Annotated in this window: 20 protein-coding genes; 18 read left to right on the top strand and 2 right to left on the bottom strand. The window is 69.6% G+C overall.

Translation table 11 applies throughout. The features are described 5' to 3' along the window. The first annotated feature begins 8 nt into the window (after positions 1-8). From aroB to ACLJO0_RS14575, 4 genes are read left to right on the top strand one after another with little or no spacing between them, the layout of a single operon-like run. Positions 9-1118 carry a 3-dehydroquinate synthase gene (gene aroB / locus ACLJO0_RS14560; protein WP_410579078.1) on the top strand — a complete coding sequence of 370 codons (1110 nt, stop codon included), beginning with the start codon at positions 9-11 and terminating at the stop codon, positions 1116-1118. Next, on the top strand, positions 1115-1546 hold the full coding sequence (gene aroQ, locus ACLJO0_RS14565) for a type II 3-dehydroquinate dehydratase (protein ID WP_125793769.1): 432 nt from the start codon (positions 1115-1117) through the stop codon (positions 1544-1546). Before aroB ends, aroQ begins: the two co-directional genes overlap by 4 nt. Further along, positions 1543-2469 carry a GNAT family N-acetyltransferase gene (locus tag ACLJO0_RS14570; RefSeq protein WP_410579079.1) on the top strand — a complete coding sequence of 309 codons (927 nt, stop codon included), beginning with the start codon at positions 1543-1545 and terminating at the stop codon, positions 2467-2469. Before aroQ ends, ACLJO0_RS14570 begins: the two co-directional genes overlap by 4 nt. Before the next feature lie 60 nt (positions 2470-2529). Next, a complete protein-coding gene (locus tag ACLJO0_RS14575) occupies positions 2530-4011 on the top strand; it encodes a beta-xylosidase (RefSeq protein WP_410579305.1) in 1482 nt (493 codons plus the stop codon). Here ACLJO0_RS14575 and ACLJO0_RS14580 read toward each other — a convergent pair. Next, entirely contained in the window at positions 3966-4385 is a 420-nt protein-coding gene (locus tag ACLJO0_RS14580; protein WP_410579306.1) for a B-4DMT family transporter, read from the bottom strand. The genes ACLJO0_RS14575 and ACLJO0_RS14580 overlap by 46 nt on opposite strands. A 228-nt stretch (positions 4386-4613) precedes the next feature. Here ACLJO0_RS14580 and ACLJO0_RS14585 point away from each other — a divergent pair, with 228 nt between their 5' ends. Genes ACLJO0_RS14585 through nusB form a run of 3 tightly spaced genes read left to right on the top strand, consistent with a single transcriptional unit; the run spans position 4614 to position 6771 of the window. After that, the gene (locus tag ACLJO0_RS14585; RefSeq protein ID WP_410579080.1) at positions 4614-5705 is read left to right on the top strand and encodes a M24 family metallopeptidase; all 1092 of its coding nucleotides are present in this window, start codon (positions 4614-4616) and stop codon (positions 5703-5705) included. Positions 5706-5743: 38 nt separating this feature from the next. Next, positions 5744-6307: an elongation factor P gene (gene efp / locus ACLJO0_RS14590; protein WP_076163692.1), complete on the top strand. Its 564-nt coding sequence runs from the start codon at positions 5744-5746 to the stop codon at positions 6305-6307. Next, complete coding sequence (nusB, locus tag ACLJO0_RS14595) at positions 6307-6771, top strand: transcription antitermination factor NusB (RefSeq protein ID WP_125783628.1); 465 nt, start codon at positions 6307-6309, stop codon at positions 6769-6771. The genes efp and nusB overlap by 1 nt, the downstream gene beginning before the upstream one ends. Before the next feature lie 109 nt (positions 6772-6880). Here nusB and ACLJO0_RS14600 read toward each other — a convergent pair whose 3' ends face one another. Next, positions 6881-7369, bottom strand: a complete 489-nt coding sequence (locus ACLJO0_RS14600) for a transcriptional regulator (protein ID WP_003096372.1) — start codon at positions 7367-7369, stop codon at positions 6881-6883. Positions 7370-7630: 261 nt separating this feature from the next. Here ACLJO0_RS14600 and pyrR point away from each other — a divergent pair, with 261 nt between their 5' ends. From pyrR to coaBC, 11 genes are all read left to right on the top strand, one after another. Further along, positions 7631-8227: a bifunctional pyr operon transcriptional regulator/uracil phosphoribosyltransferase PyrR gene (pyrR, locus tag ACLJO0_RS14605; RefSeq protein ID WP_016333099.1), complete on the top strand. Its 597-nt coding sequence runs from the start codon at positions 7631-7633 to the stop codon at positions 8225-8227. Further along, entirely contained in the window at positions 8224-9156 is a 933-nt protein-coding gene (locus tag ACLJO0_RS14610; RefSeq protein ID WP_410579081.1) for an aspartate carbamoyltransferase catalytic subunit, read from the top strand. The genes pyrR and ACLJO0_RS14610 overlap by 4 nt, the downstream gene beginning before the upstream one ends. Next, positions 9153-10445 carry a dihydroorotase gene (locus ACLJO0_RS14615; protein ID WP_410579082.1) on the top strand — a complete coding sequence of 431 codons (1293 nt, stop codon included), beginning with the start codon at positions 9153-9155 and terminating at the stop codon, positions 10443-10445. The genes ACLJO0_RS14610 and ACLJO0_RS14615 overlap by 4 nt, the downstream gene beginning before the upstream one ends. Next, the gene (locus ACLJO0_RS14620; protein WP_410579083.1) at positions 10442-10951 is read left to right on the top strand and encodes a transporter; all 510 of its coding nucleotides are present in this window, start codon (positions 10442-10444) and stop codon (positions 10949-10951) included. The genes ACLJO0_RS14615 and ACLJO0_RS14620 overlap by 4 nt, the downstream gene beginning before the upstream one ends. Then, positions 10951-12084: a glutamine-hydrolyzing carbamoyl-phosphate synthase small subunit gene (gene carA / locus ACLJO0_RS14625; protein ID WP_410579084.1), complete on the top strand. Its 1134-nt coding sequence runs from the start codon at positions 10951-10953 to the stop codon at positions 12082-12084. The genes ACLJO0_RS14620 and carA overlap by 1 nt, the downstream gene beginning before the upstream one ends. Beyond that, positions 12084-15398, top strand: coding sequence for a carbamoyl-phosphate synthase large subunit (gene carB, locus ACLJO0_RS14630; RefSeq protein ID WP_410579085.1), 3315 nt, complete (start codon positions 12084-12086; stop codon positions 15396-15398). Before carA ends, carB begins: the two co-directional genes overlap by 1 nt. After that, complete coding sequence (pyrF, locus tag ACLJO0_RS14635) at positions 15395-16234, top strand: orotidine-5'-phosphate decarboxylase (protein ID WP_410579086.1); 840 nt, start codon at positions 15395-15397, stop codon at positions 16232-16234. The genes carB and pyrF overlap by 4 nt, the downstream gene beginning before the upstream one ends. Positions 16235-16341: 107 nt before the next feature. Then, positions 16342-16659 carry an integration host factor, actinobacterial type gene (gene mihF / locus ACLJO0_RS14640; RefSeq protein WP_003096398.1) on the top strand — a complete coding sequence of 106 codons (318 nt, stop codon included), beginning with the start codon at positions 16342-16344 and terminating at the stop codon, positions 16657-16659. Next, positions 16656-17312, top strand: a complete 657-nt coding sequence (gene gmk / locus ACLJO0_RS14645; protein WP_410579087.1) for a guanylate kinase — start codon at positions 16656-16658, stop codon at positions 17310-17312. Before mihF ends, gmk begins: the two co-directional genes overlap by 4 nt. Beyond that, positions 17309-17578: a DNA-directed RNA polymerase subunit omega gene (rpoZ, locus tag ACLJO0_RS14650; protein ID WP_005152353.1), complete on the top strand. Its 270-nt coding sequence runs from the start codon at positions 17309-17311 to the stop codon at positions 17576-17578. The genes gmk and rpoZ overlap by 4 nt, the downstream gene beginning before the upstream one ends. After that, on the top strand, positions 17571-18791 hold the full coding sequence (coaBC, locus tag ACLJO0_RS14655) for a bifunctional phosphopantothenoylcysteine decarboxylase/phosphopantothenate--cysteine ligase CoaBC (protein ID WP_410579088.1): 1221 nt from the start codon (positions 17571-17573) through the stop codon (positions 18789-18791). The genes rpoZ and coaBC overlap by 8 nt, the downstream gene beginning before the upstream one ends. Positions 18792-18843 lie beyond the last annotated feature (52 nt).

Below are 18843 nucleotides of genomic sequence, written 5' to 3' on the forward strand. Positions count from 1 at the left end.
GGGGAACGATGACCGAGCCGGTCCGCATCACCGTCAACACCGCCAAGCCGTACGACGTCGTCATCGGCCGCGGCCTGCTCGGCGAGCTCACCGAGCAGCTCTCCGACGCCTCCAAGGTCGCGCTGATCCACCCGCCGACGCTGACGACGACCGCGGAGGCCATCCGCGAGGAACTGGCCGAGGCCGGGATCGACGCGCACCGGGTCGAGATCCCCGACGCCGAGGACGGCAAGGCGCTCACCGTCGCCGGCTTCTGCTGGGAGGTCCTCGGCCGCATGGGCCTCGACCGCCAGGGCGTGGTCGTCGGGCTCGGCGGCGGCGCCGTGACCGACCTTGCCGGGTTCGTCGCCGCGACCTGGATGCGCGGCGTCCGCCTGGTCAACGTGCCCACCACGCTGCTGGGCATGGTCGACGCCTCCCTCGGCGGCAAGACCGGCATCAACACCGAGGCCGGCAAGAACCTGGTCGGCGTCTTCCACGAGCCGAGCGCGGTCTTCGTCGACCTCTCGACGCTGGAAACGTTGCCTCCCAACGAACTCGTCGCGGGAATGGCCGAGGTGGTCAAGGCCGGGTTCATCGCCGACCCGCGCATCGTCGAACTCGTCGAGCAGGATCCCGCCGCGGCGCTGGACACCACCGGCGAGGTCATCGGCGAACTGGTCCGCCGCTCGATCCAGGTCAAGGCCGACGTCGTCGCCACGGATCTGCGCGAGTCGGATCTGCGCGAGATCCTCAACTACGGCCACACACTCGCCCACGCCATCGAACGCCGCGAGCGGTACCGGTGGCGCCACGGTGCGGCGGTCAGCGTCGGCCTCGTGTTCGCCGCCGAACTCGCGCGGCTCGCGGGCCGTCTCGACGACGCCACCGCGGAGCGGCACACGTCGGTCCTCAAGATGCTGGGCCTGCCGACCACGTACGACCCGGACGCGCTCCCGCAGTTGCTGGAGACGATGAAGGGCGACAAGAAGACCCGGTCCGGCGTGCTGCGCTTCGTCGTCCTCGACGGCCTGGCCAAACCCGGCAGGCTGGAAGGCCCGGACCCGTCGCTGCTCGCCGCCGCGTACTCGGTGGTGGCGGGCGACGCCCCCAAGGCGGGCGGGAGCGTGCTGCTGTGAAGGTGCTCGTCCTCAACGGCCCCAATCTCGGCAGGCTCGGCCTGCGCGAACCCGGTATCTACGGTTCGGCCACGCACGCGGATCTCGTCTCCACCTGCGCCGAAGCAGGCAAAGAGCTGGGGATCGACGTCGAGGTCCGGCAGACCGACCACGAGGGCGAGATGGTCGGCTGGCTGCACGAAGCCGCCGACGCGGGCTGGCCGGTGGTGCTCAACGCGGCCGCGTGGACGCACTACTCGATCGCGGTCCGCGACGCCGCCGCCCAGCTCAAGGCACCGCTGATCGAGCTGCACATCTCCAACGTGCACAAACGCGAGCAGTTCCGGCACCACAGCGTGCTGTCGGACATCGCCACCGCGGTCATCGCCGGGCTCGGGGTCGACGGGTACCCGCTGGCCCTGCGCTGGATGGCCGCGAACGCGGCGTGAACAACCCTCCCGAGATCGAGACTCCGCGGCTGCGGCTGCGCGCGCTGACGGAGGCGGACACCGAGGCGATCGTCGCGCTCTTCGCCGACCCGGCGATGAGCGCGCATTTCGCGGACCGGCTGACCGAGCCGGACCTGGTCCGCGAAATGGTCGGCAGGCGGCTGGCGTACCGCGGCCCGGCCGGGATGGGGCACTGGGCGATCGAACGCGACGGCGAGGTGATCGGCCTCGCGCATCTGCGGCCGTCGCAGGAGCTGCCCGGCGACGTACCGGAGGTCGGCTACTACCTGGCGCGTGCGCACGGCGGGCAAGGCCTGGCGACCGAGGCCGCGAAGGCACTGCTGGACCACGGACTCGTCGGGCTAGGCCTGTCGTCGGTGTGGGCGCTGGTCGGCGAGTCCAATGTGGCCAGTCAGAACCTGGTGAAGCGCTTGGGTTTCCTCGACGTCGGCGGCGGCGACCACTACGGCGGCGGGCCGCACCGCGTCTTCGTCGCGCTGCCCTCGGACCACGGCCGCGCGCACCACATCGAACTGTGGGTCCCCGATCTCGCCCGCGCCGAGGAGAGCTGGGGCTGGCTGCTCGGCGAACTCGGCTGGCGTGAATTCCAGCGCTGGCCCGCCGGGGTCAGCTGGAAACACGGCGCGACCTATCTCGTCGTCGAGCGTTCTCCCGCGCTCAGCGGCGAAAAGCACGAGCGCACCGCGCCGGGCCTGAACCATCTCGCCCTGCACGTCGAGTCCCGCGAACGGGTGAACGAACTGGCTTCGAAGGCGCTCGAGCACGGCTGGTCGCCGATGTTCGCGGACAAGTTTCCGAATGCGGGCGGTGATCACCACTACGCCGCCTACCTCGAAAACGCCGACGGCTTCGAAGTCGAATTGGTCGCCCTACCGGGTACTGACGTCACCCGGCCGGGTTAAGCCTCGCTACACTCGGCCATCATGCGCCTTTTTCGTGGGGGTCGGCGACCCGCCCGTGCCGTGGTGGCTGTCCTCGCGGCAGGCGCGGCCCTCGTGGCGTGTAGTGACGGCAAGGTCCAGTCCCAGGCCGATGGCAAGGGCGGCGGGATCGGCGGAGCCCAGCTGCCCACGGAAAAGCCGCGGCCGATGGACGTCGAACTCGCGACGAGCGACCCCCGGGCCAGTGGCGGTGTGGTGGCCGCGGGCGATCAGGACGCGGTCTACAACTACGGCCCGACGGTGATGCGCGACGGCGGCAAGCTCCGGATGTGGTGGTGCAGCCAGTACGGCAGCGCGCAGCCGCCCGGTGACGACATCCTCTACGCGCAGTCGCCCTCGCTCGACGGTCCCTTCACCGGCCCGTCCGGTGGCGGCCCGGCGGCGGTGTTCTCCGGCGCGCCCGGCGGTTTCGACGGTATGCACACCTGCGACCCGTCGGTGATCAAGGTCGGCTCGATCTACTACATGTACTACACCGGCGCGGCGGGCGATCACGCGCTCGGCAACTCGATCGGGCTCGCGACCAGCCCCGACGGCCTCAACTGGACCCGTGCCGCGGGCGGGCAGCCGATCATCGGGCCCTCGCACGACGTGCATCGCGCCAATGTCTACGGCGCAGGCCAGCCCTCGGCGGTGTACCTCGACGGCTGGTTCTACGTGCTCTTCACCGACACCACGGCGAAGGGCGCCGGGTGGAACGGCGCCGGGCAATTCCTGCTCCGCGCCAAGGACGCTGCGTTCACCCGAGGCGTGGAGACGCTGGGGGAGCAGGGCTTCGTCCCCAAGCCGAGCACGATCTCGCCGCGCACCCGCTCACTGGTCGACGGGTTCAGCACGGATCTGATGTGGGTCGGCGCGCTCGACGCCTTCGTGATCGCGCACGAGACCGAAACCGGCACCACGCTCACCTTCTGGACCAGGGACTTCTCCGCGCAGCCGTACCGGACGGCGATCATCCCCGGCGCGTGGAAGGAAGGCCCCGGCCTGGTCCGGCGGCCCGACGGGCACGCGCCGCTCTCCTCGGGTGACGTCTGCGACCGGGTCCCGTTCGACGTCGTCCGGGCCACGATCGTCGGCGGCGCGGGGGCGCCGACCGACCTCAAACATTTCGGCCTGGACGTCCGCGGTTCGCGGGCCTGCGACGGCGACGTCCGCATCCGGACCTCGTTCGAAGGCGTCGCGATGCCGTCACCGCAGCGGACCATCGATCTGGTGGCCGACGGCACCCTGGTGCGGGTCGACCGGCGTTCCGTGGCGGCGACCCTCGCGAGCGAGATCCTGGACCAGCGGCTCAAGGTCGTCGACAAGTTCCCGCAGGCGGCGCGGCTGAGCGCCGGCGCGAGGATGGTGCGCGCCCCCGGTCGCGGGTTCGGCGTGGTGCTCGACGGCAAAATGTTCGCGGTGCCGGACGCCGGGACGGCGGCGCTGAACGACTCGGCCGTCGAGCAGATCAGCGATCAGGCCTGGGACGGTTTCCCCGCCGGTTTCCCGCTCGCGGGCTGATCTTCGTCGTCTTCGGTCCTGGTGATGCGGCCGCCGACGAACAGGCCGAGCCCGGCCGGGATGAGCACCAGCAGGGCCGAGAAGGCGGCGCCGCCGGTGAGCGCGCCGCCGAGCTCCGATACGCCGGTCTGATCGACGAACACCGCGCGGCCGATCACGTACAGCACCCCCGAGACCGGTCCGGCGATCAGCGCCGCGATGAACCAGTCCCTGCCGCGTTCGGGTTTGTCCCGCCAGGCGTCCACGGCGCTCCAGCCCGCCGCCGCGCCGACCAGGACGGCGAGGGCGAGGGAGGTGACGAGCGTCTTGTCTGTGGGGTTGAAGACCTCGTACTTGGCCAGCACGGTGACGGCCGCGCCGTGCAGCAGCGCCATCACGAGTCCACGAGTCAGCCACGGTGCCATTGGGTGAGTTTAACTCGCCAGTAGCGATGGTCACCCCTGCGCGGTCCTGGACCCTCGGTGGGCGAAGGTCCGTGAGGGCCTCCTTCCCTACTTTGAGGGTAGGGAAGGAGGCCCTCACGGACCACCGGGCGCCACAAGCGGCGCAAGAGGGCGGCGCATGCGGGCGAAATGAGCGGTCGGCCCCCTAAACTCCAAGGCGTGCGTGAATACTTCTCTCGCCGCCGCGCGGCGCTGCGTTCCCTGCTGGCCGATTCCGGGGTGGACGCGCTGCTGGTCACGGACCTGCTCAACATCAGGTACCTGACCGGCTTCACCGGGTCCAACGCCGCTCTCCTCGTCCACGGGGGCGGTGACGACAAGACGATCTTCTGCACCGACGGCCGCTACACGGTCCAGTCGGCGACGGAGGTACCCGACCTCGAACGGGTGCTGGACCGCGCGAGCGCGGCGAAGCTGGCCGACCTCGCGGCCGGGAAGAAGCTCGGCAAGACCGGCTTCGAGAGCCAGCACGTCAGTGTCGAGCAGCACGAGGATCTCAAGGTCCGCTTCGACCGCGTCGAGCTGGTCCGGACGCCCGGGCTCGTCGAGCAGCTGCGGCTGGTCAAGGACGAGCAGGAGATCGAGGCGCTGCGCCAGGCGTGCGCCGCGGCCGACAGGGCGCTGGAGGATCTGGTGTCCGCCGGCGGGCTCCGGCCGGGCCGGACCGAGCTGGACGTCGCCCGCGACCTCGAGAATCGCATGCTCGGTCACGGATCGACGGGGCCGTCGTTCGACACGATCGTCGCGGCGGGCGTCAACTCCGCGATCCCGCATCACCGGCCGACCTCGGCCGTGCTCGCGAACGGCGACTTCGTCAAGATCGACTTCGGCGCCACGGTCGACGGTTACCACTCCGACATGACCCGCACGTTCGTCCTCGGCAAGCCGGCGGCGTGGCAGGAGGAGATCTACGAGCTGGTCCAGCGTGCGCAGGCGGCGGGCTGCGACGCCGTCCTGCCCGGCGCCGAAGTGTCCGAAGTGGACAAAGCGGCGCGCGGGGTGATCGTCGACGCGGGGCGCGGCGACGAGTTCGGCCACGGTCTCGGCCACGGGGTCGGACTGCAGGTGCACGAGGCGCCCAGCCTGGCCGCCACCGGCGTCGGTACACTGTCCGCCGGTATGGCCGTCACCGTCGAACCTGGTGTGTATCTGCCCGGACGCGGAGGCGTGCGCATCGAGGACACGCTGGTCGTGCGGGAAGGTACGCCCGAACTCCTCACGCTGAGCACCAAGGAACTCGTGGTCGTCTGACGGCGGCCCGGAAGATCGACACAGGAGACTGCACACTCGTGGCCACCACCAACGACCTGAAGAACGGGCTCGTCCTCAACCTCGACGGCCAGCTCTGGACCGTCACCGCGTTCCAGCACGTCAAGCCGGGCAAGGGCGGCGCGTTCGTCCGCACGACGCTCAAGCACGTGCTGACCGGCAAGGTCGTCGACAAGACCTTCAATGCCGGGACGAAGGTCGACACGGCCACCGTCGACCGTCGCAACATGACCTACCTGTACAAGGACGGCGCGGACTTCGTGTTCATGGACGCGGAGACCTACGACCAGATCACCGTGCTGGCCGAGACCGTCGGCGACAACGCGAACTACCTGCTCGAGAACTTCGAGGTCCAGGTCGCGGTGCACGAGGGTGTCCCGCTGTACATCGAGCTGCCGACCTCGGTCGAGCTGATCGTCCAGCACACCGACCCCGGCCTGCAGGGCGACCGCTCCACCGGTGGCACCAAGCCGGCCACCCTGGAGACCGGCGCCGAGATCCAGGTGCCGCTGTTCCTCACCACCGGCGAGAAGATCAAGGTCGACACCCGTGACGGCCGCTACCTGGGCCGCGTCTCCAACTGATGGCCGGTTCAGACAAATCCGGCAAGTCGCCGAACCGCGGAGGGCCGATCAGCCGCCGCCAGGCACGCAAGCGTGCCGTCGAAGTGCTGTACGAAGCCGCCCAGCGCGGCGCCGACGCGGTGACGTTGCTGGCGGACAGGGTCGGTTCGGTCGAGGTCGATCCGATCGGGGACTACACGATCTCGCTGGTCGAGGGCGTGACCGGACGCAAGACGCAGATCGACGAGCTGCTTTCGGAGCACGCTCAGGGCTGGACGCTGGACCGGATGCCGCCGGTGGATCTCGCGGTGCTGCGGGTCGGCGTCTACGAGCTGCTGTGGGCGACGGACGTGCCGGATCCGGTCGCCATCGACGAGGCCGTCGGGCTGGCGAAGGAGCTGTCGACCGACGACTCGCCGCGTTTCGTGAACGGCGTGCTCGGCCGCATCGGCACCATCGCCGACCGCCTGCGCGCGGTTCTCTAGAAGACGTACTGCGACGGGCCGTGTCCTCTTCCGAGGGCACGGCCCGTTCTCGTGCTCGGTGGTGCCGGTTGGCGTTTCCGGTCCCCCCGGACCGAAAACGTCGCCATCTCTAGTCCTCTTTGGACGGTCGAGCCTCTGGCGGCAGCACACCCCAGTCGATCAGCTGCTCGGTGAGCTCGCCGGGGGTCATGTCGTAGATGATCGCCAGCGAACGCAGGTCTTCGGTGCGGATGGAGAGCACCTTGCCGTTGTAGTCGCCGCGCTGGCTCTGGATGGTGGCGGCGTAGCGGGCGAGCGGCCCGACCTTCTCCGCCGGGAGCTGTTGGAGACGCTCCAGGTTGATGACGATCTTCGTGGCGGGTTCGGCGCCCGACGGCACCCGGCCCTCCGGCAGCAGCTCGACCACCGGCACGCCGTAGAAATCGGCCAGTTCGGCGAGCTTCTGCACGGTGACGGCGCGGTCTCCGCGCTCGTACGAACCGACGACGACGGCCTTCCAGCGGCCTCCGGACTTCTGCTCGACCCCGTGCAGGGACAGGCCCTGCTGCTGGCGGATCCCGCGGAGCTTGGCCCCGAGCGCCTTGGCGTAATCGCCCATCTGGTGGTTCTCCGTTTCCTCACCCCCAACCGGTCGAGGGTGACCGATCCAGGGGACTCCTAGAGTCGAATACTCAGAGTAATGGTTACGCATAGTTGTCACCAGGTCAAGCGGGTGCTTTCGAGAGGCCTTCGTCACCTGGGGCGCGCCACCCGTAAGACTGAGGGCTCCTTCCTGCTAGTGTCGGTTCGATTTCCTCGCCAAGCAGGAAGTCGACGTCCTTTAAGGACCCGTCCAGAGAGGCGGGGAAGGAGGTCCGCCTTGTCGTCACGTCCGCGTGGCGCGGCGGAACCGGCGGGAGAGCGCGAGCTGCTCTCGTCCGGCGATGTCGCGCGCACGATCGCCCGAATGGCCCACCAGGTCATCGAGAAGACCGCTCTCGGTGCGGGTGGCTCGACTCCGCCCGTGTTGCTGGGCATCCCCACCCGGGGTACTCCGCTCGCCCTGCGGCTCGCGGACAAGATCGCCGAATTCTCCGGCATCCGTCCGCCGACCGGCGCGCTGGACATCACGCTCTACCGTGATGATCTCCGCCGCCGCCCGCCCCGCGCGCTCGAACATTCGCAGCTGCCGCCGACCGGTATCGACGACGCGGTGGTGATCCTGGTCGACGACGTGCTGTTCTCCGGCCGCACCATCCGCGCCGCCCTCGACGCCCTGCGCGACCACGGCCGCCCGCGCGCGGTCCAGCTGGCCGTGCTGGTCGACCGCGGCCACCGCGAACTGCCGATCCGCGCCGATTACGTGGGCAAGAACGTGCCCACCTCGCGTGCCGAAGGGATCGAGGTCCTACTGTCCGAAGTGGACGGACGGGACACGGTTCTGCTTCGCGCGCAACCAGAAGGAGATCGATCGTGAAGCACCTGCTCGCCACCGACGGGCTCGACCCGGCGCTCGCGACAGCCGTGCTGGACACCGCCGAAGAGCTCAAGCGCACCCTGCTGGGCCGCGAGGTCCGCAAACTGCCGACGTTGCGCGGCCGCACCGTGATCACGTTGTTCTACGAGAACTCGACCCGCACCCGCGTCTCGTTCGAGATCGCGGGAAAGTGGATGAGCGCCGACGTGATCAACGTCTCCGCCTCCAGTTCCTCGGTCAACAAGGGCGAATCGCTGCGGGACACCGCGCTGACGCTGGCCGCGGCCGGCGCCGACTGCGTGATCATCCGGCACCCCGCCTCCGGGGCGGCGCAGCGGCTTTCGGGCTGGCTCGCCGAAGCCGGGACGGCGGTCGTCAACGCGGGCGACGGGACGCACGAGCATCCGACGCAGGCACTGCTCGACGCGGCGACGCTGCGGGAGCGCCTCGGCTCGCTGGAGGGGCGCCGGATCGCGATCGTCGGCGACGTCCTGCACAGCCGGGTCGCGCGGTCGAACATCCACCTGCTGTCGGCGCTGGGCGCGGAAGTGGTGCTCGTCGCGCCGCCGACGTTGCTGCCGGCCGGGGTGGAGAGCCTGCCGGTCACGGTGTCGCACGAACTCGACGCCGAACTGCCCGCACTCGACGCGGTCATGATGCTGAGGGTCCAGGCGGAGCGGATGCACGGGGGCTTTTTTCCCAGTGCGCGTGAGTACTCGATCTCCTACGGCCTCAACGAACGACGGATGAAGCTCCTGCCGGAGCACGCCGTCGTCCTGCACCCCGGCCCGATGCTGCGCGGGATGGAGATCGCCTCGGCGGTCGCCGACTCCCCGGCCTCGGCCATCACCGAACAGGTCCGCAACGGCGTCCACGTGCGCATGGCGGTCCTGTATCACCTGCTCGCCAGCGAAGGAGCCACCGCGTGACCATCGTCCTGATCAAGGGCGCCCGACCCTACGGCGAGGGCGACCCGGTCGACGTACTCGTCGAGGACGGGGTCATCACCGACATCGGTTCGATCGACACCCCGGACAACGCCGAAGTGATCGAGGCGGGTGGCCAGGTGCTGCTCCCCGGTTTCGTCGATCTGCACACCCACCTGCGCGAACCCGGCCGCGAGGACACCGAGACCATCGCGACCGGTTCGGCCGCGGCCGCGCTCGGCGGCTACACCGCGGTGTTCGCCATGGCCAACACCGATCCGGTGGCCGACAACGCGGTGATCGTCGACCACGTGTGGCGGCGCGGCCAGGAGGCCGGGCTGGTCGACGTGCACCCGGTCGGCGCGGTCACCGTGGGCCTCAAGGGCGAGAAACTCGCCGAACTGGGCACCATGGCGAAGTCCGAGGCCAAGGTGAAGGTCTTCTCCGACGACGGTCTCTGCGTCGCGGACCCGCTGCTCATGCGCCGCGCGCTGGAGTACTCGACGGCGCTCGGCGTGGTCATCGCCCAGCACGCCGAGGAGCCGCGGCTGACCGTCGGCGCCCAGGCGCACGAAGGCGAGCAGGCCGCACGCCTGGGTTACACCGGTTGGCCCGCTTCGGCGGAAGAGTCGATCGTGGCCCGCGACTGCCTGCTGGCGGAGCACGCGAACGCGCGGCTGCATGTCTGCCACGTCTCGACCTCGGGCACGGCCGACATCCTGAAGTGGGCCAAGGAGCGCGGTACCAAGGTCTCGGCCGAGGTCACCCCGCACCACCTGCTGCTGACCGACGAGCGGCTCTCGACCTACGACCCGGTCAACAAGGTCAACCCGCCGCTGCGCACCGAATCCGACGCCGTGAAGCTGCGCGCCGCGCTTGCCGAGGGCGTCATCGACTGCGTCGCCACCGACCACGCGCCGCACGCCGTCCAGGACAAGGACTGCGAGTGGAACTCGGCCCGGCCCGGCATGCTCGGCCTCCAGACCGCGCTGTCGATCGTGGTCGAGACCATGGTTCGCACCGGCCTGCTGGACTGGCGGGGCGTCGCGCGGGTGATGAGCGAGCGGCCCGCCGAGATCGGCGACCTGACCGACCACGGCCGTCCGATCGAGGTCGGCGAACCGGCCAACCTGACGCTGGTGGACCCGGAAACCGAATGGACCGTACGAGGCGCCGAGTTCGCGAGTATCGCGGCGAACACCCCGTACGAAGGAATGCGGCTCCCCGGCGTGGTGACGGCGACGTTGCTGCGCGGGCGGATCACCGCGCGGGAAGGGAAGATCACGCAATGAGCGACCGGATTCTGCTGACCCTGGCGGTCTTCGCCTTCTTCCTGTTCTGCGTCTTCCTGATGTGGCGCGGCTGGCGGCGCAAGTCGCGCGCGCAGAGCGTCCAGGTGCCGCCGTTCGCCGAGATCCCCGCTGAGCCAGGTGAGGCTTCGCTCGAATCGACCGGCGTCTACATCAGCACCACGACGGCGGGGCACTGGCAGGAGCGTGTGGTCACCCGCGGCGCCGGCCTGCGCACCGGCGCGATCTGGCGGCTGCACGAAGACGGCGTCGCCATCGAACGCGGCGGCGCCCCGGACTTCTGGATCCCGCGCGCGTCCGTCACCGGCGTCCGCAAGGACAAGGGGATGGCCGGGAAGGTGATGGGCATCGACGCGCTGCTCGTCATCACCTGGCTGGCGGGCGACGTCGAACTGGACACCGGATTCCGCGGCGACGACGTCGACGACTATCCACAGTGGATCGAAGCTTTGCAAGACACTCGCAACGACATCAAGGGAGGTGCCTGATGAGCACCACGAACGGCATTAGGACCCCCGCGGCACTGGTCCTCGAAGACGGCCGCGTGTTCCGCGGCTCCGCGTACGGCGCCCGTGGCCGCAGCTTGGGCGAGGCGGTGTTCTGCACCGGCATGACCGGCTACCAGGAGACGCTGACCGACCCGTCCTACCACCGGCAGATCGTGGTCCAGACCGCGCCGCAGATCGGCAACACCGGCTGGAACGACGAGGACGACGAGTCCGCCCGCATCTGGGTTTCGGGCTACGTCGTCCGCGACCCGGCGCGCACCCCGTCGAACTGGCGCTCCAAGCGCACGCTGGACGAGGAACTGGAGCGCCAGGGCGTCGTCGGGATCTCCGAAGTGGACACCCGCACGCTGACCCGGCACCTGCGCGAGCAGGGCGCCATGCGCTCCGGCGTGTTCTCCGGTGACGCGCTGGGCACCGACGAGGAAATGCTCGCCGAGGTGAAGGCCAGCCCGCAGATGAAGGGCGCGGACCTCGCCGGCGAGGTCACTACGAAGCAGCCGTACGTGGTCAAGGCGCAGGGGGAGACCCGGTTCCGCGTGGCCGCGCTGGACTTGGGCATCAAGTCCAACACCCCGCGCATGATGGCCGCGCGCGGCATCGAGGTGCACGTCCTGCCCTCGTCGTCCACCGTGGATGAACTGCTCGCCGTCGAGGCGGACGGCGTCTTCCTGTCCAACGGTCCCGGCGACCCGGCGACCACCGCGCACGCGACCGAGCTGACGAAGTCCGTGCTGCAGCGGGAAATCCCGCTGTTCGGCATCTGCTTCGGCAATCAGATCCTCGGTCGCGCGCTGGGGCTGGGCACCTACAAGATGCGCTACGGCCACCGCGGGATCAACATCCCGGTGATCGACGTGGCCACCAAACGGGTCGCGATCACCGCGCAGAACCACGGTTTCGCCCTCGAAGGCGAGCCGGGGCAGCGCTTCGAGACGCCGTTCGGCGCCGCCCAGATCTCGCACTACTGCCCGAACGACGACACCGTCGAAGGTGTCCGCGCGTTCGACGTCCCCGCGTTCTCGGTGCAGTACCACCCCGAGGCCGCCGCCGGCCCGCACGACGCGGCCCCCCTGTTCGATGAGTTCGTGAGCTTGATGGAGAAGGCCAAGTAATGCCGAAGAGGACAGACATCCAGCACGTGCTGGTGATCGGCTCCGGGCCGATCGTGATCGGCCAGGCGGCGGAGTTCGACTACTCCGGCACCCAGGCCTGCCGCGTGCTCCGCGAAGAGGGACTGCGCGTCTCGCTGGTGAACTCGAACCCGGCGACCATCATGACCGACCCCGAGTTCGCCGACGCCACCTACATCGAGCCGGTCACCCCGGAGTTCGTCGAGAAGGTCATCGCCGTGGAGCGCCCCGACGCGATCCTCGCGACCCTCGGCGGGCAGACCGCGCTCAACTGCGCTGTCGCCCTGCACGAGCGCGGCGTCCTGGAGAAGTACGGCGTCGAGCTGATCGGCGCCGACATCGACGCCATCCAGCGCGGCGAGGACCGGCAGAAGTTCAAGGACATCGTCCGCACGATCGGCGCCGACGTGCCGCGTTCGCGGGTCTGTCACGACATGGCCGAGGTCCGCGAGACCGTCGCCGACGTCGGCCTCCCGGTGGTCATCCGGCCGTCGTTCACCATGGGCGGGCTCGGCTCGGGCATGGCGCACACCGACGCGGAGCTGGAACGCCTCGCCTCCACCGGCCTCACCGAATCGCCGGTCACCGAGGTGCTCATCGAAGAGAGCGTCCTCGGCTGGAAGGAGTTCGAACTCGAGCTCATGCGCGACCGGCACGACAACGTGGTGGTCGTCTGCTCGATCGAGAACATCGACGCGATGGGCGTGCACACCGGCGACTCGGTCACCGTCGCGCCCGCGATGACCCTGACCGACCGCGAGTACCAGCACATGCGCGACGTCGGCATCGCCGTGCTGCGCGAGGTCGGCGTCGACACCGGCGGCTGCAACATCCAGTTCGCGATCAACCCGGCCGACGGCCGCATGGTCGTCATCGAGATGAACCCGCGGGTGTCGCGGTCGAGCGCGCTGGCGTCGAAGGCGACCGGCTTCCCGATCGCCAAGATCGCCGCGAAGCTCGCCATCGGCTACACCCTCGACGAGATCCGCAACGACATCACCGGCGAGACCCCGGCGGCCTTCGAGCCGACGCTGGACTACGTCGTGGTGAAGGTGCCGCGGTTCGCCTTCGAGAAGTTCCCCGGCGCGGACCCCACGCTGACCACGACGATGAAGAGCGTCGGCGAGGCGATGTCGTTCGGCCGCAGCTTCCCCGAGGCGCTCGGCAAGGCACTGCGGTCCATCGACACCAAGGCCACCGGCTTCTGGACCCGCCCCGACCCCGAAGGCGCGACCAAGGAGTCCATCCTGGACGCCTTGCGCACGCCGCACGACGGGCGGATCTACGAGGTCGAGCGGGCGCTGCGGTTCGGCGCCACGGTCGAGGAGATCCACGAGGCGTCGGGTATCGACCCGTGGTTCATCGACCAGATCGCCCTCATCGGCGAGGTCGGCTCGGAGGTCCGTGACGCGCTGGTGCTGGACGAGCCGCTGCTGCGGCGTGCCAAGCGCACCGGTCTTTCGGATTGCCAGATCGCCGCGCTGCGGCCGGAACTGGCCGGTGAAGACGGCGTCCGCGCGCTGCGCCGCCGTCTCGGCGTGCGCCCGGTGTACAAGACCGTCGACACCTGCGCGGCCGAATTCGCGGCCAAGACGCCGTACCACTACTCGGCCTACGAGACCGATCCCGCGGCGCAGTCGGAGATCACCGCGCAGACCGGCAAGCCGAAGGTGCTGATCCTCGGCTCCGGGCCGAACCGCATCGGGCAGGGCATCGAGTTCGACTACTCGTGCGTGCACGCCGCGATCGCCTTGCGCGAGGCCGGTTTCGAGGCCGTCATGGTCAACTGCAACCCCGAGACCGTCTCCACCGACTACGACACCTCGGACAGGCTGTACTTCGAGCCGCTGTCGTTCGAGGACGTCCTCGAAGTGGTCAACGCCGAGCAGGAGTCGGGCACCGTCGCCGGTGTCATCGTGCAGCTGGGCGGCCAGACCCCGCTCTCGCTGGCGAAGCGCCTCGCCGACGCCGGTGTCCCGGTGATCGGCACCTCCCCGGACGCGATCCACCTCGCCGAGGACCGCGGCGCGTTCGGCGAGGTCCTCACCGACGCCGGGCTCCCCGCGCCGAAGTACGGCACGGCGACCTCGTTCGAAGGTGCGAAGCGGATCGCCGACAAGATCGGCTACCCGGTCCTGGTCCGGCCGTCGTACGTGCTCGGCGGACGCGGCATGGAGATCGTGTACGACGAGGAATCCCTCGCCGGCTACATCCACCGCGCCACCGAGGTCACCCCCGAGCACCCCGTGCTGGTGGACCGTTTCCTCGACGACGCCATCGAGATCGACGTCGACGCGCTCTTCGACGGCGACGAGCTGTTCCTCGGCGGCGTCATGGAGCACATCGAGGAGGCCGGGATCCACTCCGGTGACTCGTCGTGCGCGCTCCCGCCGATCACGCTGGGCCGGACCGACATCGAGACGGTGCGCCGCTCGACCGAGGCCATCGCGCGCGGCGTCGGCGTCCGCGGGCTGCTGAACGTCCAGTACGCGCTCAAGGACGACGTCCTGTACGTCCTGGAGGCCAACCCGCGCGCCTCGCGGACGGTGCCGTTCGTGTCGAAGGCGACCGCGGTGCCGCTGGCGAAGGCCGCGGCGCTGATCATGACCGGCTCGTCGATCAAGGAGCTGCGCGAGTCCGGCGTCCTCCCCGCCGAGGGTGACGGCGGCCACATGCCCGCCGATTCGCCGGTCGCGGTCAAGGAGGCGGTCCTGCCGTTCCACCGCTTCCGCACCCCCGAGGGCCACGGCGTCGACTCGCTGCTCGGCCCGGAGATGAAGTCCACCGGCGAGGTCATGGGCGTCGATGTCTCCTTCGGGAAGGCGTTCGCCAAGTCGCAGGCCGGTGCCTACGGTTCGCTGCCGACGTCGGGCAAGGTGTTCGTCTCCGTCGCCAACCGCGACAAGCGTTCGCTGGTGTTCCCGGTGAAGCGGCTGGCGGACCTCGGCTTCGAGATCCTCGCCACGTCGGGAACCGCGGAAGTGTTGCGGCGCAACGGAATCGCCTGCACCGTCGTGCGCAAGCACTACGAGGGTTCGGCCGAAGGGGAGCAGAACGTCGTGGACGTCATCCTCAGCGGCGAGGTGCAGATGGTGATCAACACGCCGTACGGAAACAGCGGTCCCCGCATCGACGGCTACGAGATCCGCACCGCCGCGGTGTCGCGGGACATCCCCTGCATCACCACGGTGCAGGGCGCCGCGGCGGCCGTGCACGGGATAGAGGCCGTCATCAAGGGCGACATCGGCGTCCGGTCGCTGCAGAGCCTCCAGGCGGCGTTGAAGGCCAAGGCATGAGCGAACGGTTCGGGGCGAGGCTGGCGCGGGCGGTCGCCGAGAAGGGACCGCTCTGCGCCGGGATCGACCCCCATCCCGGGCTGCTCCAGGCGTGGGGTCTCCCGGCGGACGCGGGTGGTCTGGAGAAGTTCGCCCTCACGGCCGCTGAGACGATCGCGCCCGAGGTCGCGGTGATCAAGCCCCAGTCGGCCTTTTTCGAGGCCTACGGGCCTCCTGGGGTCGCCGTTCTGGCCAAGACGATGAAGGTGTGCCGGGAGGCGGGCGCGCTCGTCCTGCTGGACGTCAAACGCGGCGACATCGGTTCGACGATGGCGGCGTACACGGCGGCGTTCCTGCCGGCCGGCGCGGAACTCGAGGCGGACGCCATCACCGTGTCGCCGTACCTCGGTTTCGGTTCGCTGGCCCCCGCGCTCGACGTTGCGCGGACGCAAGGCAAGGGGCTGTTCGTCCTCGCGCGCACCTCCAACCCGGAGGCGCAGGGATTGCAGAACGCCTTGCTGCCCAACGGAAAGACCGTCGCACAGGACATCGTCGACACGGCGGCCGCGTACAACGCGGGCGTCGGGCCCTTGGGTGACATCGGTGTCGTCGTCGGCGCCACCATCACGCCGGGAGAGCTCGATCTGAGCAAGCTGAACGGTCCCGTCCTGGCGCCCGGTTTCGGGGCACAGGGGGCCACTCCGGCCGATTTGCGGGCCCTTTTCGGGCCGGGACTGCCGGGTGTGCTCCCCGCGTCGTCCCGTGACGTCCTCAGGCACGGACCGGACCCCGAAGCGTTGCGTGCGGCCGTTCGGCGGACCCGGGATTCCCTCGGTCCCCTGGAAAAAGGCCAATAGCAGGCCCGGGAATCCGTCATGACCAGCCACCCCCGCATTGTGGGCCGAGGTAACGGGTGGGTACCGTCGCCACACCCACCCAGATTTGAGAACTACCGGAGGAAAACGTGGCACTTCCCCAGCTGACAGAGGAACAGCGCGCTGCGGCGCTGGAGAAGGCCGCCGCCGCCCGCCGCATCCGTGCTGAGCTGAAGGAGCGGCTGAAGCGGGGCGGTACCACTCTGGTCGACGTGTTGAAGCAGGCCGAGGAGAACGAAGTCCTCGGCAAGATGAAGGTCTCGGCTCTGCTCGAGGCTCTTCCGGGCGTCGGCAAGGTCCGTGCCCAGCAGACCATGGAACGACTGGAGATCGCACCCAGCCGTCGTCTTCGCGGCCTCGGCGACCGGCAGCGCAAGGCGCTGCTGGCCGAATTCAGCGGCGAGTGAGCGGCACCGGTCAGGACCACCCGGTGACCCCGGGCGCTGACCGCGGCGGTGAGCCGGTGGCGGGAGTTTCTTCCCGGCACCGGCTCACGGTCGTCTCAGGGCCTTCGGGGGTCGGGAAGTCGAGCGTGGCGAAGGAGCTGCGCAAGCTGGATCCGGAGATTTATTTCAGCGTCTCGGTGACCACCAGGAAGCCGAGGCCGGGTGAGGTCGACGGCGAGCACTACCACTTCGTCGACCGGCCCGAATTCGACCGCATGGTCGCCGTCGGCGAACTGCTCGAACACGCCGAGTTCGCGGGAAACTGCTACGGCACCCCGCGCGAGCCCGTCGAGCGGGCACTGGCCGCCGGGCGCAACGCCGTACTGGAGATCGAACTCCAGGGCGCGCGGCAGGTCCGCAAGGCGATGCCGGAAGCCCGGCTGGTGATGCTGATGCCGCCGTCGTGGGACGAACTGGTCGGCAGGCTGACCGGCCGCGGCACCGAGAACGAGGCCGCGGTGAAGGCCAGGCTGGCCGAGGCGGAGCGTGAACTCGCCGCCGCCGGGGAGTTCGACGAGCGCGTCGTCAACGCCGACGTGCGAGACGCCGCCGAGCAGTTGCTAAACTTGATAACCGGCGACCATTTGACCGAAGATTCGGAGCACCACGAGTGACGACTCAGGCCACGCTGCACGAAGAGCTCGAAGGCATCACCAACCCGCCCATCGACGACCTTCTCGAGAAGGTCAGCTCGAAGTACGCGCTGGTGATCTACTCGGCCAAGCGCGCTCGCCAGATCAACGACTACTACGCCCAGCTGGGCGAGGGCCTGCTGGAGTACGTCGGCCCGCTGGTCGAGCCGGGCCCGCGCGAGAAGCCGCTCTCCATCGCCCTGCGCGAGATCCACGGTGGCCTGCTCGAGCACACCGAGGGTGAGTAAGCCCCGGATCGTTCTGGGCGTGGGTGGCGGGATCGCCGCCTACAAGGCCTGTGAGGTCCTGCGCGGACTGACCGAATCCGGTCACGACGTCCGCGTGGTCCCCACCGAAGCCGCGCTGAACTTCGTCGGCGCGGCCACCTTCGAGGCACTCTCCGGGAACCCGGTGCACACCGGCGTGTTCACCGAAGTGCCCGAGGTCCAGCACGTCCGCGTCGGCAAGGAAGCCGACCTGGTGATCGTCGTGCCCGCCACGGCGAACCTGCTCGCCAAGGCCGCGCACGGCATCGCGGACGATCTGCTGACGAACACCCTGCTCACCGCCCGGTGCCCGGTCGCCTTCTTCCCGGCGATGCACACCGAGATGTGGGAGCACCCGGCCACCCGCGACAACGTGGCGCTGCTGCGCTCACGCGGCCTGGTCGTCGCCGAACCCGCCGCCGGCAGGCTCACCGGTACCGACACCGGCAAGGGACGGCTCGCCGACCCGGCCGAGATCGTCGACCTGGCCCGGCTCCTGCTCGCCGTGCCGAACGCCCTCCCGCGCGACCTCGAAGGCGTGCGCGTGGCGATTTCGGCCGGTGGCACCCGCGAGCCACTGGACCCGGTCCGGTACCTGGGCAACCGCTCGTCGGGCAAACAGGGTTACGCGCTGGCCCGTGTCGCCGCCCAGCGCGGCGCCGAGGTCACGTTGGTCGCCGCGCACACCGTCGCGCTGCCGGAACCCGCGGGCGCGAAGGTCGTCCACGTGTCGACCGCCGAGGAGATGCGCCAGGCCATGCACGCCGAGGCCGCCTCCGCCGACGTCCTCGTGATGGCCGCCGCCGTCGCCGACTTCCGGCCGTCGAACCGGGCCGATCACAAGATCAAGAAGTCCGACGACACACCGGATCCCGTCGTCGAACTCGCCCGCAACGCGGACATCCTGGCCGAGCTGGTCCGCAACCGGACCCAAGGTCAGGTGGTCGTCGGCTTCGCCGCCGAAACCGGGGACGACAAGGGCGGCGTCCTCGATCACGCCAGGGTCAAACTGAAGCGCAAGGGCGCGGACCTGCTGGTGGTGAACGCCGTCGGTGAGGGGAAGGCCTTCGGGACCGAGGACAACTCGGGCTGGCTGCTCGGGGCCGACGGCACCGAAATCCCGATCCCCCTCGGCGCCAAGGCTGAACTGGCGTCCACATTGTGGGATGCTGTTGTGACCTTGATGAAGCGTTGAGAGCCCCCAAAGCGATAGTCAGTAGGCTTGAGTTCAAGCTGAGGGGTGCCTA

It is taken from the genome of Amycolatopsis sp. lyj-108 (assembly GCF_046549005.1).
In the GTDB taxonomy this organism is placed as follows: Bacteria; Actinomycetota; Actinomycetes; order Mycobacteriales; family Pseudonocardiaceae; genus Amycolatopsis.